Source organism: Salinisphaera sp. G21_0 (genome assembly GCF_017744115.1).
Taxonomy (GTDB): domain Bacteria; phylum Pseudomonadota; class Gammaproteobacteria; order Pseudomonadales; family Endozoicomonadaceae; genus Endozoicomonas.
In genome coordinates this window covers 77,388-92,539 of sequence record NZ_JAGHQW010000024.1, presented here as the reverse complement: position 1 = coordinate 92,539, position 15,152 = coordinate 77,388, and the positions used below count along the sequence as shown (strand labels likewise).

Sequence of the window (15,152 nt, the reverse complement as noted above, 5' to 3'; positions counted from 1 at the left end):
GCCATGGCCCACAGCAGGTTGGCGATACCCTGAGGAATAAATTGGTCTTTTTGTGCGTTCACGTGGGGCAGCAATGCGGCCACAGCCTCTTTGAGTTCTGGTGTCTGCGCCTGCCCGTTGTCTACCAGTTTCGCCATGGCCCACAGCATGTTGGCGATTTCCTGGGGTTTAAAGTTAGCTTTCAGTGCCTTCACATGGGACAGCAGCGTGGCTACGGCCGCTTTGAGCTCTGGTGTCTGCGCCTGCCCGTTGTCCACCAGTTTTGCCATGGCCCACAGCAGGTTGGCGATTTCCTGGGGGTTAAAGTTAGCTTGCAGTGCTTTCACGTGGGGCAGTAGCATGGCTATGGCCGCTTTGAGCCCTGGTGTCTGCTCCTGCCCGTTGTCCACCAGTTTCGCCATGGCCCACAGCAGGTTGACGATACCTTGTGGTATAAAGTTAGCGTTCTGTGTATTCACGTGGGGCAACAATGCGCCTGAGGCCTCTTTGAGCCCTGGTATCTGCTCCAGCCCGTTGTCCACCAGTTTCGCCATGGCCCACAGCAGGTTGGCGATTTCCTGGGGGTTATAGTTCGCTTTCAGTGCTTTCACGTGGGGCAGCAGCATGGCTATGGCCGCTTTGAGCCCTGGTGTCTGCTCCTGCCCGTTGTCCACCAGTTTTGCGATGGCCCACAGCAGGTTGGCAATACCCTGGGCATTAAATTGGTCTTTCTGTGCGTTCATGTGGGGTAACAACACGGCTAAGGCCTCTTTGAGCCCTGGTGTCTGCTCCAGCCCGTTGTCCACCAGTTTCGCCATGGCCCACAGCAGGTTGGCAGTTTCCTGTGGCTTAAAGTTAGCTTTTTGTGTGTTCACAAGGGTCAACAGCACGGCCACGGCCTCTTTGAGGCCTGGTATCTGCTCCAGCCTGTTGTCCACCAGTTTCGCCATGGCCCATAGCATGTTGGCGATATGCTGGGCATCAAATTGGTCTTTCTTTGCGTTCACGTTGGGCAACAGCGCGACTAAGGCCTCTTTGAGCCCTGGTGTATGCTCCAGCCCGTTGTCCACCAGTTTTGCCATGGCCCACAGCAGGTTGGCATTTTCCTGTGGCTTAAAGTTAGCTTTCTGTGCGTTCAAGTGGGACAAAAGTATGGCCAAGGTCTCGTTGAGCTCTGGTGTCAGCTTCTGCCCGTTGACTACCAGTTTCGCCATGGCCCACAGCATGTTGGCGATCTGCTGAGGAATAAATTGGACTTTCTGTGCGTTCACGTGGGGCAACAGCGCGACCACTGTCGCTTTGAACCCTGGTGTCCACTTCTGCCCGTTGTCTACCAGTTTCGCCATTGCCCACAGCTGGTTGGAGATTCCCCAGGCATCAATGTCCCTGGCTTGAGGTTTTTGGTTGCACTTGAATATGATGGCATCAAGTTGTGTTGACAATAAGTAAGCTTGAGTTAGCTTGACACGCTCATCCATGGGGTTATGAGGGGTAAAAAACCCCGCTGAAGTCAATGAATGGAGTGTTGTTGTAAGGCTTCTCCAGTCCCAACGCCGTGTTATGGTAAAATTTTGCAGCAAACGTATCAGCTGGCTTTGTTCAGCTTGATTTAACTGTCTTTTAGCAACTGATGTGTATCTTTTAATTGAATCAGCATACAGACCGTGATGTCTCCCATCATAGCGATCACCGAAACGATAAGATTTACTCACCAGATCAGCCATTATTTCTGGTTTGATGAGCGCCTTAAAATCTTGAGCAGGGTTAACTGAACGGCGCTGTAGATGTTGAGAAGGGCGTGCGTCAGAAGAACGGTAAAATGTAGTACGCCCCGGGTTTGTTCGTGGGGTATCATCCCTCTGCCTGACCGTGGCCTGTCGGTATCGTCCACGCCTCGAAGCAGCAGCACGGCCACCCGGTCGGTTATGATTATTATCGGATCTTGCGTATTGACCACTGATACCGGCAGAGCTTACGTCCATAATTATATTTCATTAATTCATGGAAACATAAAAAGCAGACTGCTGTGCGGTTCAGAAGTTCATTTTGCAGAAATGTTTATCACCGGAATATGAACACGGTTCCAGGAGGCTGACCGAGAATAGCGCCCGTAGCGAGGATGGCAGAAAATTGAGGATAAAAAGTCCGAAATTTTTAGTGAATAGTGGTTCTATTTGCTAAAAATTTCCGACTTTTTAGACCAATTTGCTGCCACCGCAGTAGGGCAGTCTATTCTCGGTCAGCCTCCTAGAGTCATGGTGAAAGGGCAGAGGTTATTGGCTTTTTTTTCCTCTTCCTTGTTCTTTTTTTGGGTTTGCCTGTTTGCTTTTCTGAATGCTCTTCGCCGGTTAAGTAACAGTGATGTGAGGATTGCCCTCCTTTATCGGCGGTAACGTTTGCCTTATCTGTCCACCCGATTTTATAGGATACAGAGCCATAGGCCTGTGGTGGGATGTCGATCCTAGTCTTTATTTGATCAATACATCGTTTTATTGAATCCGGGTTCAAAAAGGTGTTAGTCGGGATTTCAATGACCTCAAATCCTGCTTTTTGCAGCAGTGCGATTTTCAGCAGAGTCGAACCATTCCTGGTTTGGAAATCACCACTCACGTAATGAGAGGGTCCCTGAATTTCAATAATAATATTGTGGGCTGGCAGTAGCAGATCAACCGGAGGTAATGAGTTCAGACTCCTTTCTACTTCAATCTTTAAAGAGGGAATAGATGATTGAAGTTGATCGCGGAAGTCGGTTTGATGTTTTGAAATGCTGGTCTGGTAATGAGGGACGATCGGACACGCCCTGCCAAGCCAGCATGCGGCCATGGCAATGATGGATTGTTCCTCTTCATTGTTAGGGAGTGCATTTTCCAGGCGAGTAAACAGGGCATCCATGTGCTTTTCAAGCAAGCTGTTTTTATTGGTATTGAATTCGGGAGACAGCCTGGCACAGCATACCAATACTCCCCAGAGAGACATCGATATATCTTGCTGAGATAACTGAGGGCATTGACTGATTTGGTAGACAAGAAGTTCAGACGTGGATTTAACCACGTTCAGCTCAACGAGCTCACCCAGTTTTGCGATGGCCCACAGCAGGTTGGCAATATCCTGGGGGTTAAACTGGTCTTTCTGTGCGTTCACGCAGGGCAGCAGCCCGCCCACAGCCTCTTTGAACTCTGGTGTCTGCTCTTGCCCGTTGTCCACCAGTTTTGCCATGGCCCACAGCAGGTTGGCGATTTCCTGGGGGTTATAGTTCGCTTTCAGTGCTTTCACGTGGGGCAGCAGCATGGCTATGGCCGCTTTGAGCCCTGGTGTCTGCTCCTGCCCGTTGTCCACCAGTTTTGCGATGGCCCACAGCAGGTTGGCAATACCCTGGGCATTAAATTGGTCTTTCTGTGCGTTCATGAGGGGCAATAGTGCGGCCACGGCCTCGTTGAGCCCTGGTGTCTGTTCCTGCCCGTTGTCCACCAGTTTCGCCATGGCCCACAGCAGGTTGGCGATATGCTGAGGAATAAATTGGTCTTGCTGAACCTTCACGAGAGGCAACAGCGCGGCCACGGCCTCGTTGAGCACTGCTGTCGGCTCCTGCCCGTTGTCCACCAGTTTCGCCATGGCCCACAGCAGGTTGGCGATTTCCTGTGGTTTAAAATCAGCTTTCTGTCCATTCACGTGGGGCAACAGCGCGGCCACGGCCTCGTTCAGCCCTGCTGTTCGCTCCTGCCCGTTGACCACCAGTTTTGCCATGGCCCACAGCAGGTTGGCGATATGCTGAGGAATAAACCGATCTTTCTGCGCGTTCACGTGGGGCAACAGCGCGGCCACTGTTGCTTTGAGGCCTGTTGTCTGCTCCTGTCCGTTGTCCACCAGTTTCGCTATGGCCCACAGCAGGTTGGCGAGATCCTGAGTATTACATTGGTCTTTCTGTGCCCTCACCCGTGGCAATAGAGTGGCTACGACCTTTTGGAACTCTGGTATCCGCTCCTGCCCGTTGTCCACCAGTTTCGCCACAGCCCACAGCAGGTTGGCGATACCCTGGGCATTAAATCGATCTTTCTGTGCGTTTACCCGGAGCAACAACGCGGCCACGGCCTCGTTGAGTTCCGGGGTCAGATCCTGCCCGTTGACCACCAGTTTCGCCATGGCCCACAGCAGGTTGACGATACCCTGGGTCTTAAATTGGTTTTTCTGTGCATTCACGTGGGGCAACAGCGCGGCCACGGTTTCTTTGAGCCTCGGTGTCCACTGCTGCCCGTTGTCCACCAGTTTTGCCATGGCCCACAGTAGGTTGGCGATACCCTGGGCCTTAAATTGGTTTTTCTGTGCGTTCACGTGGGGCAACAGCGCAGCCACGGCCTTTTTGAGCCCTGGTGTCCGCTCCAGCCCGTTATCCACCAGTTTCGCCATGGCCCACAGCAGATTGGTGATATGCTGAGGAATAAATTGGTCTTTCTGTACGTTTACGTGGGGCAACAACGTGACTATTGTCGCTCTGAGGCCTGTTGTCTGCTCCTGTCCGTTGTCCACCAGTTTCGCCATGGCCCACAGCAGGTTGGCGATATCCTGAGTATTAAATTGGTCTTTCTGTGCGTTCACGTGGGGCAACAGCGTGGCCACGGTCTCTTGGAACTCTGGTATCCGCTCCTGCCCATTGTCCACCAGTTTCGCTATGGCCCACAGCAGGTTGGCGATATGCTGGGGAATAAATTGGTCTTTCTGTGCGTTCACGTGGGGCAACAGCGCGGTCACGGCCTCTTTGAGCCCTGGTGCCCACTCCTGCCCGTTGTCTACCAGTTTTGCTATCGCCCACAGCTGGTTGGCGATTTCCTGGGCATTAATGTCCTTGGCTTGAGGTTTTTGGTGGCACTTGAATATGATGGCATCAAGTAGTGTTGACAATAAGGAAACTTGAGTTAGCTTGACACGCTCATCCGGGTTATGAGGGGTAAAAAAACCCGCTGAAGTCAATGAATGGAGTGTTGTTGTAAGGCTTCGCCAGTCCCAACGTCGTGTTATGGTAAAATTTTGCAGCAAACATATCAGCTGGCTTTGTTCTGCTCGATTTAACGGTCTTTTAGCAGCGGATGTGTATTTTTTAATTGAATTGGCATATAGGCCGTGATTTCTCCCATCATAGCGATCACCGAAACGATAAGATTTACTCACCAGATCAGCCATTATTTCTGGTTTGATGAGCGCCTTAAAATCTTGAGCAGGGTTAACTGAACGGCGCTGTAGATGTTGAGAAGGGCGTGCGTCAGAAGAACGGTAAAATGTAGTACGCCCCGGGTTTGTTCGTGGGGTATCATCCCACTGCCTGACCGTGGCCTGTCGGTATCGTCCACGCCTCGAAGCAGCAGCACGGCCACCCGGTCGGTTATGATTATTATCGGATCTTGCGTATTGACCACTGATACCGGCAGAGCTTCCGTCCATAATTATATTTCATTAATTCATGAAAATATAAAAAGTAGACTGCTGTGCGGTTCAGAAGTTCATTTTGCTGAAATGTTTATCACCGGAAAAGGTATCGGTAATTTATTTAATCGGGCGTATGAACACGGTTCTAGATTTCATAATTCCCCGGCTCGTCAAGGCAATCCAGGACAAACGACATCAATCCTATATTGACCATTCCATGCAGGATCTTCTGACGCAAAGAGTGCTGCAAATGGCCTGCGGTTATCAGGATGCCAATGACAGCAACCATTTGCGTAAGGACCCCATGTTCAAGCTCGCTGTCGGTCGCAGTCCTCTAAATGCCGAGACCCATCTGGCATCAGCCCCCACATTTACACGACTCGGGAAGGGCTTGTCCCGCAGGGATATATACGATCTGACCTACGCCTTTGCAGAGCATTTTCTCAGCAGCTATAAAAAACCGCCCAAGCTGGCAGTCATTGATCTGGATCACACGGCCAGCCTGACCCACGGTGCTCAACAGTACAGTCTGTTTAGTACCAAATACGGCAACACCTGCTACTTGCCACTGATGATTTTTGAAGGTTTGAGCGGGAAGTTGATCACAGCCATTCTTCGGCCGGGTAAAACACCTTCGGGACGAAAGCATGGCAGAAGCTCGCCACTGTCTGCAAACACGTCCAGCTTACGCCCGATTAAATAAATTACCGATACCTTACCGGGTGCGTCTGTATAGCGAGGCTCAGTATCAGGCAAAGAGCTGGAAAGGGCTGGATACACTTGTCATATATCAGGCTGAAGTGAACCCGATGGGTGACAACCCTCGCTTTGTAGTGACATCAATCAAGAATACCTCGGCCCGGTGCGCTTATGAGCTGTTCTATTGTCCCAGAGGACAGGATGAAAACTTCATCAAACACCTGATTGTCTTGCTGGTATTATCACCCAGCAAGGATTGCCAACTACTTATGAGTAACTTTAAGTAGCTGGCCATATGGAATCGAATATTTCTGGCTACTTGGGCTGGTACTATGCGAGGCACAACGGAGGGAGCATAGCCGTAGCTATGTGACCGGAGTTGTAACGAAGCAGAGTGCCGGCACAAGGAGTCAGAAATATATGATTTCATAGGGTTAGCTACTTATTGGAGCTATCCAGGGCAACTACTTGTTTTTTTGTTGTGCAATGTCTGTGGGTAGTTGGTTCAATGGTGCAGGCTGGTTAGTTACCAACGTTGATTGGTTTAATAGTTCCCGGAGGGCAGCAATTTCCTCACGATTTTTTTTGCAGCTCTCATTAATCTCTTTTTGTTTCCTGTATAATTGATCCAGCTTTTCCATTGGCTTTTTGTTCAATTCCTTAATATCCTTTTCAAGATTCTCAATTTTTGTCTGGATTTCGGTAAGTTTCAAAGTGCTCTGTCTCAGCTTGTTCGATAATTGTTCAAACCTTTCCACTAGTGCATTGTTTAACTGCTGTTTGTTTTTGTGCAGTAGTACAGTAGTGTATTGATGCCAGGCAATGTTGCGACGATTCAGGGTGCCAGCCAGGAGATTGGCACCGCTAAATGTCATAAAACCAACTGGTAAAGGTGTTATAGGGCTAACGATGCTACCGAAAATGTGACCAAAAACTCCACAACAGGCCGAACCTGCCAGCAAATCAAAATCTATATAGTCTAACAAGCGTTTGGACGGAGCAATCGGGGCTGGTTGCATGATTGTTAACTCCTGAAAATAAGGGCTACATACTTAGATTTAGAAAATAAGGGCTACTTACTTAGATTTAGTTGTTAGTTATTACGGCGATAGATCAAACTAAAACATTTCCTCTAACATCCGACTTTCTTTCCAGAAAAAAGTTCAAAATATTTGATTGAAGGACCTTGGCTTTTTTTTCCTCTTCCTTGTTCTTTTTTTGGGTTTGCCTGTTTGCTTTTCTGAATGCTCTTCGCCGATTAAGTAATAGTGATGTGAGGATTGACACCCGTTATCGACGGTAACGTTTGCCTCATCTGCCCACCCGATTTTATAGGATACAGAACCATGGGCCTGTGGCGGGATGTCCAGCCTGGTCTTTATTTCATCAATACATCGTTTTATTGAATCCGGGTTCAAAAAGGTGCTAGTCGGGATTTCAATGACCTCAAATCCTGCTTTTTGCAGCAGTGCGATTTTCAGCAGAGTCGAACCATTCCTGGTTTGGAAATCACCACTCACGTAATGAAAGGGTCCCTGAATTTCAATAATAATATTGTGGTCTGGCAGTAGCAGATCAACCGGAGGTAATGAGTTCAGACTCCTTTCTACTTCAATCTTTAAAGAGGGAATAGATGATTGAAGTTGATCGCGGAAGTCGGTTTGATGTTTTGAAATGCTGGTCTGGTAATGAGGGACGATCGGACACGCCCTGCCAAGCCAGCATGCGGCCATGGCAATGATGGATTGTTCCTCTTCATTGTTAGGGAGTGCATTTTCCAGGCGAGTAAACAGGGCATCCATGTGCTTTTCAAGCAAGCTGTTTTTATTGGTATTGAATTCGGGAGACAGCCTGGCACAGCATACCAATACTCCCCAGAGAGACATCGATATATCTTGCTGAGATAACTGAGGGCATTTACTGATTTGGTAGACAAGATGTTCAGACGTGGATTTAACCACATTCAGCTCAACGAGCTCCCCCAGTTTCGCCATGGCCCACAGCAGGTTGGTGATACCCTGGGCATTAAATTGGTCTTTCTGTGCGTTCACTTGGGGCAACAGCGCAGCCACGGCCTCTTTGAGCCCTGGTGTTCGCTCCTGCCCGTTGATCACCAGTTTCGCCATGGCCCACAGCAGGTTAACGATTTCCTGTGGTTTAAAGTTCGCTATTTGTGTGTTTACGTGGGGTAACAGCGCGGCCACAGCTTCGTTGAGCCCTTGTGTTCGCTCCTGCCCGTTGTCCACCAGTTTCGCCATGGCCCACAGCAGATTGGTGATACCCTGTGGTTTAAAGCTAGCTTTCTGTACGTTGACGCAGGACAACAGCGTGGCCAAGGCCTCGTTGAGCTCTGATGTCTGATCCTGCCCGTTGTCCACCAGTTTCGCCATGGCCCAAAGCAGGTTGGCGATATCCTGGGCATTGAATTGGTCTTTCTTTGCGTTCACGTGGGGCAACAGCGCGGCCACGGCCTCTTTGAGACCTGGTGTCTGCTCCTGCCCGTTGTCCACCAGTTTTGCCATGGCCCACAGAAGGTTGGCGTTACCTTGGGCATTAAATTGGTCTTTCTTAGCGTTCACGTGGGGCAACAGAGCGGCCACGGCCTCTTTGAGCCCTGGTGTCTGCTCCTGCCCGTTGTCCACCAGTTTTGCCATGGCCCACAGCAGGTTGACGATATGCTGAGGAATAAATTGGTCTTTCTGAGTGTCCACGTGGGGCAACAGCGCGGCCACGGCCTCGTTGAGCACTGGCATCTGCTCCAGCCCGTTGTCCACCAGTTTCGCCATGGCCCACAGCAGGTTGGCGATATGCTGAGGAATAAATTGGTCTTTCTGTGTGTTCACGTGGGGCAACAGCGCGACCACCGCCTCGTTGAACTCTGGTGTTTGCTCCTGGCCGTTGTCCACCAGTTTCGCCATGGCCCACAGCAGGTTGGCGATTTCCTGGGCATTAAATTGGTCTTTCTGTGCGTTCACGTGGGGCAACAGCGCGGCCACAGCCTCTTTGAACTCTGGTATCCGCTCCTGGCCGTTGTCCACCAGTTTCGCCATGGCCCACAGCAGGTTGGTGATTTCCTGTGGTTTAAAGTTCGCTTTCTGAGTGTTCACGTTGGTCAATAACGTGGCCACGGCCTTGTTGAGCTCTGGTGTCTGCTCCTGCCCGTTGACCACCAGTTTCGCCATTGCCCACAGCAGGTTGGCGATATGCTGAGGAATAAATTGGTCTTTCTGTGCATTCACGTGGGGCATCAGCGCGGCCACTGTCGCTTTGAGCCCTGGTGTCCACTCCTGCTCGTTGTCTACCAGTTTCGCCATGGCCCACAGCAGGTTGGCGATTCCCCGTGCATCAATGTCCCAGGCTTGAGGTTTTTGGTTGCACTTGAATATGATTACATCAAGTAGCGTTGACAATAAGGCAGCTTGAGTGCTCTTAACACCCTTATCCACGGGTTTATGAGGGGTAAAAACACCCGCTGAAGTCAATGAATGAAGTGTGGCCGTAAGGCTTCGCCAGTCCCAACGCCGTGTTATGGTAAAATTTTGCATCAAACGCACCAGCTGGCTTTGTTCCGCTCGATTTAACGGTCGTTTAGCAGCTGATGTGTATTTTTTAATTGAACTGGCATACCAGCCGTGATTTCTCCCATTATAGCGACACCCGAAACGATTCGATTGACTCACCAGATCATCCATTATTTCCTGTTTGATGAGCGCATTAAAATCTTGAGGAGGGGTTACTGAACGGCGCTGTAGATGTTGAGAAGGGCGTTCGTCAGAAGAACGGTAAAATGTAGTACGCCCCGGATTATTGCGTGGGCTATCATCCCACTGCCTGACTGTGGCATGTCTGTATCGTCCACGCCTCGAAGCAGCAGCACGACCACCCGGTCGGTTATGATTATTATCGGATCTTGCGTATTGACTACTGATACCGACAGAGCTTCTGTCCATAATTATATTTCATTAATTCATGCAAATATAAAAAGCAGACTGCTGTGCAGTTCAGAAGTTCATTTTGCTGAAATAATTATATATAAGCAGTGCCGTATTTCTCATCGGCCGACCCGCTTTTCAGTAATACAGAGCCATGACCCTGTGGCGGGATGTCTACCCTGGTCTTTATTTGATCAATATATAGTTTTATTGAATCCCGGCTCCTGAGCTGGTTAACCGGGATTTCAATGACCTCAAATCCTGCTTTTTGCAGCAGTGCGATTTTAAGTAGAGTCGAACCATTCCTGGTGTTGAAATCACCACTCACGTAATGAGACGGTCCCTGAATTTCAATCACCATGTTGTGGTCTGGCAGGAGCAGGTCAACCGGAGGTAATGAGTTCAGACTCTTTTCTTCTTCAATATTCAAAGAGGGAAGGCATGACTGGAGTTGATCGCGGAAGTCGGTTTGAGGTTTTGAAATGTTTGTCTGGTAATGGGGGATGACCGGACACGTTCTCCCAAGCCAACTTGCGGCCATGGAAATGATTTGTTGATCCTCTTCATTATCCGGGGATGTATTTTCCAGGCGAGTCAACAGGTCATCCATTTGTTTTTCAAGCAAATTATTGGGTGAAAGTCTCATACTGAGCACAACTACAGACCCTGGAGCATAGAATTTATGTCCCGGAGCCAAAATTCCCGAACAAGAAAGGCGACCAAACGCAGCTATGATTTTCATGTGACAAAAGAATCATCTGCGAGAGGCCGCCCCCCATGGAAGTATGTCAGCCACTGACCATTCCCACTAGTAGTTACTGCCCTGCAATCGAGACGCTGCAACATCGGTTATCTCTTCTTCGCCAGTCATGCCATGGGCTCCACTGGGAGGATTACGAAAATGAACTTCATAACCTCATGACTCTTGCAGAGCAGGAGATTCTCTCTGAAGACCTTCAAAAACTGGACGTCAATGAACCTTCCATTGAGGTCAAGGGCACCGTTTATCGCAGGGTGGCTCAAAATCATCAAACATACCAATCTGCCGCTGGCCCTGTCCGGGTAAAGCGAACCCTGTATCGATCCGGCTCAGGAAGCAAATGTATAGTCCCCCTGGAACTCCGGGCAGGGATTGTTGAAGGGTTCTGGTTACCCAGGGCGGCAAAACAAGCGGCGTGGATGGTGGCTCAGTTGCCACCAACCGAAGTTTCAAGCCTTCTTGAGTTGTTGGGAAATATGAAGCCGTCGGCCAGTACTTTGGCTCGTCTTCCTGCAAAACTCAGTGAACGGTGGGAGCAGTATCTTGAACCTTTTGAGTATATTCTGGCAGACAACTTTCAGGTTCCAGCCAATGCAGTAACGGTAGCGACCTCTCTTGATGGTGCAATGCTGCCTATGAAAGACGGAAAGCGTCAGGAAAAACGAGACAAGGGAGCTGCTGAAGGCAAGCGTACCCGAGGCCCTGCGGGTTGTCAGGAAGCCAGTTGTGGAACGCTGTCGTTTTATGATGATCTGGGTAATCGGCTATCCACCATAAGAATGGGGCGAATGCCCGAGAGCAAAAAGGAGACGTTGAAACAGACCATCAAGAATCACCTGAATAAGGTCCTTGAACAAAAGCCGGGTCTGACATTGGTGAAAGTCGCAGATGGAGCCAAAGACAACTGGACATATCTCTCCAGCGAGTTACCTGAAGGTCATGAAATTATCGACTTTTACCATGCGGCAGAGCACCTGAAGAAAGCCTTTGATCTGTCGTACGGTGAAAATAGTCCAAAGGCTAAAGAGAAGTTCAAAACGTACCGGCATATTCTGAAAGAAGAAACTGGCGGAATTGATAAAGTCATCAAGGCCCTGGCTTACCAACACAAAAAACACCCGCGCCGATCCAAGCTTAAGACCGAACTGGAATACTTCAGAAAAAATAGCCCACGGATGAAGTACGCAGAGCATTTGTCAAAAAGTCTTCCCATCGGCTCCGGAGTGATTGAAGCGGCATGCAAAACACTGGTTACTCAGCGCATGAAGTGTTCGGGAATGCGGTGGAGAAATCCGGGAGGCCAAGGGATTCTAACACTCAGGTCTTTAATCCAGAGCGACTGGTTTGATAAGGGCTGGCGGCTTTTGTCGGTCACCTATCGAGCCAAGATCAGCGGTCATAATGACAATGTCATCCCATTTCCTAATAAAGTAGATCCATAGTACTTGTCAGTATGAGACTTTCACCCAATCCTTTCGGTAGAGATGATATGAGCCCTGTCTGGGAAATTAGTTTTCTCCCAGATGATGAAGAGGTTCAAACATGGAATCAAATTTTCTCCATCCGAGACCGGTTAACAAAAAGTGTGTTATCCCCAAGTTACGATTTAGTGCTTGGTGATCTTCTTGATTGGCTCGTTATCCAAGAAATCACCTACGATAGCTCTAATCACGATATTGTGCACTCCATAAACTCCTATGTTTCTTATAAGACCAGAAATAGAAGCGGAGGAATTAGCTTTTTAAATCACAAGATTGCTATGATGATTGCACATCATTTTAGCTCGGGTAATCAAACGATGATTGATTACATAAGGTCTGGCCTAGCTACTCAAAGGCAAGGTAAAGCAGCGTGAAAGACTTGACAACATCGAAAGCGGTTTGTTCAAAGAATTAAAGCAGCTCATCACCAACTCCCGCCAAAAAGCCTCAGCCGCCGTCAACGCCTCCCTGACCTTTATGTACTGGCAGATCGGCCATCGCATCAATCAGGAGGTTCTGGGCGGTGAACGAGCCAAGTACGGCAAGCAGATAGTGGTTTCCCTGGCCAAACAGCTCACTCAGGAATTTGGCCGAGGCTTCTCCGATAAACAGCTGCGCCGGATGATGCAATTTGCCGAGGTTTTCTCAGACCGGGAAATTGTCGTATCGCTGATGCGACAATTGAGCTGGACCCATTTTATCGCCCTGATTCCCATGAAAGACCCGCTGCAGCGGGAGTTCTACGCCCAGATGTGCCGTATCGAAGGCTGGAGCGTACGGGAACTGGGGGAGCGGATCGACTCCATGCTCTATCAACGCACGGCCCTTTCCAAAAAGCCGGAAGCCCTGATTCAGAAAGAGCTGCAGACCCTGGCCGAGAAAAACCGTCTGGAACCCAGCCTGATATTGAAAGACCCTTATGTCCTGGATTTCTTGCAGCTGAATGTTCACTACCTTGAAAGAGATCTTGAAGACGCTATTCTGCGCGAGCTTGAGAACTTCCTGCTGGAGCTTGGCGCTGGTTTCTCATTTATTGCCCGCCAAAAGCGCATCCAGATCGATGGTGAAGATTTCTATATTGACCTGCTGTTCTACAACCGTCAGTTAAAGCAACTGGTCGCGGTGGATTTGAAGATTGGTCGCTTCAAGGCCCACTACAAAGGGCAAATGGAGCTTTACCTGCGCTGGCTGGATAAGCATGAACGCCAGCCAGGAGAAAAGCCGCCACTGGGCATTATTCTCTGTGCCGAAAACCGTAAAGAACAGATTGAACTGCTGCAGCTGGATGATGCCGGTATCCATGTCGCAGAATATTTAACCGTTTTACCTGAGCGTGAAGTGCTGCACCACCGTTTGCAGCGCGCTATTGATGAAGCACAAAAGAAGTATGTGCTTAAGGACTCTGATTAATGAACGCATCTTCACTGGTGCAAAAGGTCTGGAACTATTGCCATACACTGCGTGATGATGGTGTGGGCTATGGTGACTACCCCGTATTATTAAAATGATCGATGGTGAACAGTGGCTGGGTATGGACTCCGACACCAAAGGTGATCTGTACGAAGGCCTTCTCCAGAAAAACGCGGAAGACACCAAAAGCGGTGCCGGGCAATACTTTACGCCCCGGGCCATTATCGAAGCCATGGTTGAATGCGTACAGCCTAAACCCATGAAAACCATCGCCGACCCAGCCTGTGGAACCGGTGGTTTCTTTCTGAGTGCTTATCACTGGATTGCCAAGCAGCAGCTCAACCCTAAGCAGAAAAAGTTCCTGCGCGACGAGACCTTTTACGGGAATGAAATTGTTCCTTCTACCCGTCGTCTCTGTTTGATGAACCTGTTCCTGCACAATATTGGTGATATCGAAGGCGACCCCTGCGTTGCCCGTGCCGATGCTCTTACCCAGCCTCCAGCCCAGAAAGTGGACTATGTGCTGGCCAACCCTCCGTTTGGTAAAAAGAGCCGCCTCACCATTACCAACAAGCAAGGGGAAGAAGACAAAGACGCAATTACCTATGAGCGTCAGGATTTCTGGGCCACCACTACCAATAAACAGCTGAACTTCCTTCAGCATATTGTTGCCATGCTCAAGTCTGATGGTCAAGCTGCGGTGGTACTGCCGGATAACGTACTGTTTGAAGGGGGCGTTGGGGAGCGTATCCGCAAGAAGTGGCTGCAAACCTGCGATGTACATACCATATTGCGTCTGCCCACGGGCATTTTCTACGCCAATGGTGTTAAAGCCAATGTGGTCTTTTTTGATAATGCCCCCAGAGATGGAAAGGTGCATACCAAAGGCAGCTGGTTCTATGATTTACGGACGAACAAACACTTCACTCTGAAGCAGCGGCCATTAACGCTGAGTGACCTTCAGGAGTTTATTCAGTGTTACAACCCGACGGATCGGCTGAATCGTACTGAAACCGAACGTTTCCGGTTTTTCAAATATGATCAGTTGATCGCGCGGGATAAAGCCAGTCTGGATATTTTCTGGCTCAAAGATGACAGCCTGGATAATCTCGACAACCTGCCTCCTCCTGCCATTTTGCAGCAGGAGATTATTGATCATCTGGAAGCTGCTTTGGCCTTGTTCCGCGATGTGGCAGAAGGTTTGCCAGAGCCAGAACAGCTCTAACATCACTTTAACTTAACTCTCAACTCTCCGTGCCAGAGGAGAGCCGCTTAAGTGTATACCCTGAATGACTGCTAATACCGTTGTGGTACAGAAACTTGACGTAACATGGTTCACTCCACACGGTTGCTGCAGTCATGATAACCAAGAAACGGTTTGATTACCTCCACAACCCTATTTACTACTCAGAAATGAAGTCTTGTGGCACTCAACTTTACTGCTAAGCTGATATGAGTCTCCAGCCTTGCAGG

General features: G+C 49.4%; 10 protein-coding genes and 1 pseudogene. 6 read left to right on the top strand and 5 right to left on the bottom strand.

Going from position 1 to position 15,152, the window contains the following annotated elements; translation table 11 throughout:
• Together J7439_RS12955 and J7439_RS12950 are read right to left on the bottom strand one after the other, a co-directional pair.
• Positions 1-1,961, bottom strand: a 1,961-nt coding sequence (locus J7439_RS12955) for a DUF1601 domain-containing protein (protein WP_209202210.1), incomplete at its 3' end; no start/stop codon positions are given.
• Positions 1,962-2,232: 271 nt separating this feature from the next.
• Positions 2,233-5,412 (bottom strand): RAP domain-containing protein, encoded by a 3,180-nt coding sequence (locus J7439_RS12950; RefSeq protein ID WP_209202209.1) that lies wholly within the window; start codon positions 5,410-5,412, stop codon positions 2,233-2,235.
• 118 nt (positions 5,413-5,530) lie between these two features.
• Between J7439_RS12950 and J7439_RS12945 the strand changes: the two genes are divergently transcribed.
• Positions 5,531-6,100 carry a transposase gene (locus tag J7439_RS12945; RefSeq protein ID WP_209202208.1) on the top strand — a complete coding sequence of 190 codons (570 nt, stop codon included), beginning with the start codon at positions 5,531-5,533 and terminating at the stop codon, positions 6,098-6,100.
• Positions 6,045-6,383: a transposase gene (locus tag J7439_RS12940; protein ID WP_209202207.1), complete on the top strand. Its 339-nt coding sequence runs from the start codon at positions 6,045-6,047 to the stop codon at positions 6,381-6,383. The genes J7439_RS12945 and J7439_RS12940 overlap by 56 nt, the downstream gene beginning before the upstream one ends.
• A 177-nt stretch (positions 6,384-6,560) precedes the next feature.
• Here J7439_RS12940 and J7439_RS12935 read toward each other — a convergent pair whose 3' ends face one another.
• The 3 genes from J7439_RS12935 to J7439_RS12925 form a co-directional block, all read right to left on the bottom strand.
• Positions 6,561-7,115 carry a hypothetical protein gene (locus J7439_RS12935; protein ID WP_209202206.1) on the bottom strand — a complete coding sequence of 185 codons (555 nt, stop codon included), beginning with the start codon at positions 7,113-7,115 and terminating at the stop codon, positions 6,561-6,563.
• A 144-nt stretch (positions 7,116-7,259) separates the two neighbouring features.
• Entirely contained in the window at positions 7,260-10,046 is a 2,787-nt protein-coding gene (locus tag J7439_RS12930; protein WP_209202205.1) for an RAP domain-containing protein, read from the bottom strand.
• Positions 10,047-10,122: 76 nt separating this feature from the next.
• Positions 10,123-10,638: an RAP domain-containing protein gene (locus J7439_RS12925; RefSeq protein WP_209202204.1), complete on the bottom strand. Its 516-nt coding sequence runs from the start codon at positions 10,636-10,638 to the stop codon at positions 10,123-10,125.
• Positions 10,639-10,805: 167 nt separating this feature from the next.
• Between J7439_RS12925 and J7439_RS12920 the strand changes: the two genes are divergently transcribed.
• The 4 genes and pseudogenes from J7439_RS12920 (at position 10,806) to J7439_RS12905 (ending at position 14,904) form a co-directional block, all read left to right on the top strand.
• Positions 10,806-12,230 carry a hypothetical protein gene (locus J7439_RS12920; protein ID WP_209202203.1) on the top strand — a complete coding sequence of 475 codons (1,425 nt, stop codon included), beginning with the start codon at positions 10,806-10,808 and terminating at the stop codon, positions 12,228-12,230.
• Between the two features lie 47 nt (positions 12,231-12,277).
• Entirely contained in the window at positions 12,278-12,643 is a 366-nt protein-coding gene (locus tag J7439_RS12915) for a hypothetical protein (RefSeq protein WP_209202202.1), read from the top strand.
• 25 nt (positions 12,644-12,668) lie between these two features.
• Positions 12,669-13,679: a PDDEXK nuclease domain-containing protein gene (locus J7439_RS12910; protein ID WP_286198331.1), complete on the top strand. Its 1,011-nt coding sequence runs from the start codon at positions 12,669-12,671 to the stop codon at positions 13,677-13,679.
• Positions 13,679-14,904, top strand: a pseudogene (locus J7439_RS12905) (HsdM family class I SAM-dependent methyltransferase). Before J7439_RS12910 ends, J7439_RS12905 begins: the two are co-directional and overlap by 1 nt.
• Positions 14,905-15,152 lie beyond the last annotated feature (248 nt).

Excerpts from the sequence above, each read along its gene's own strand:
- J7439_RS12950 (WP_209202209.1), bottom strand. The coding sequence starts at position 5,412 with ATGGACGGAAGCTCTGCCGGTATCAGTGGTCAATACGCAAGATCCGAT.
- J7439_RS12945 (WP_209202208.1), top strand. The coding sequence starts at position 5,531 with ATGAACACGGTTCTAGATTTCATAATTCCCCGGCTCGTCAAGGCAATC.
- J7439_RS12940 (WP_209202207.1), top strand. The coding sequence starts at position 6,045 with ATGGCAGAAGCTCGCCACTGTCTGCAAACACGTCCAGCTTACGCCCGA.
- J7439_RS12935 (WP_209202206.1), bottom strand. The coding sequence starts at position 7,115 with ATGCAACCAGCCCCGATTGCTCCGTCCAAACGCTTGTTAGACTATATA.
- J7439_RS12930 (WP_209202205.1), bottom strand. The coding sequence starts at position 10,046 with ATGGACAGAAGCTCTGTCGGTATCAGTAGTCAATACGCAAGATCCGAT.
- J7439_RS12925 (WP_209202204.1), bottom strand. The coding sequence starts at position 10,638 with ATGGATGACCTGTTGACTCGCCTGGAAAATACATCCCCGGATAATGAA.
- J7439_RS12920 (WP_209202203.1), top strand. The coding sequence starts at position 10,806 with ATGGAAGTATGTCAGCCACTGACCATTCCCACTAGTAGTTACTGCCCT.
- J7439_RS12915 (WP_209202202.1), top strand. The coding sequence starts at position 12,278 with ATGAGCCCTGTCTGGGAAATTAGTTTTCTCCCAGATGATGAAGAGGTT.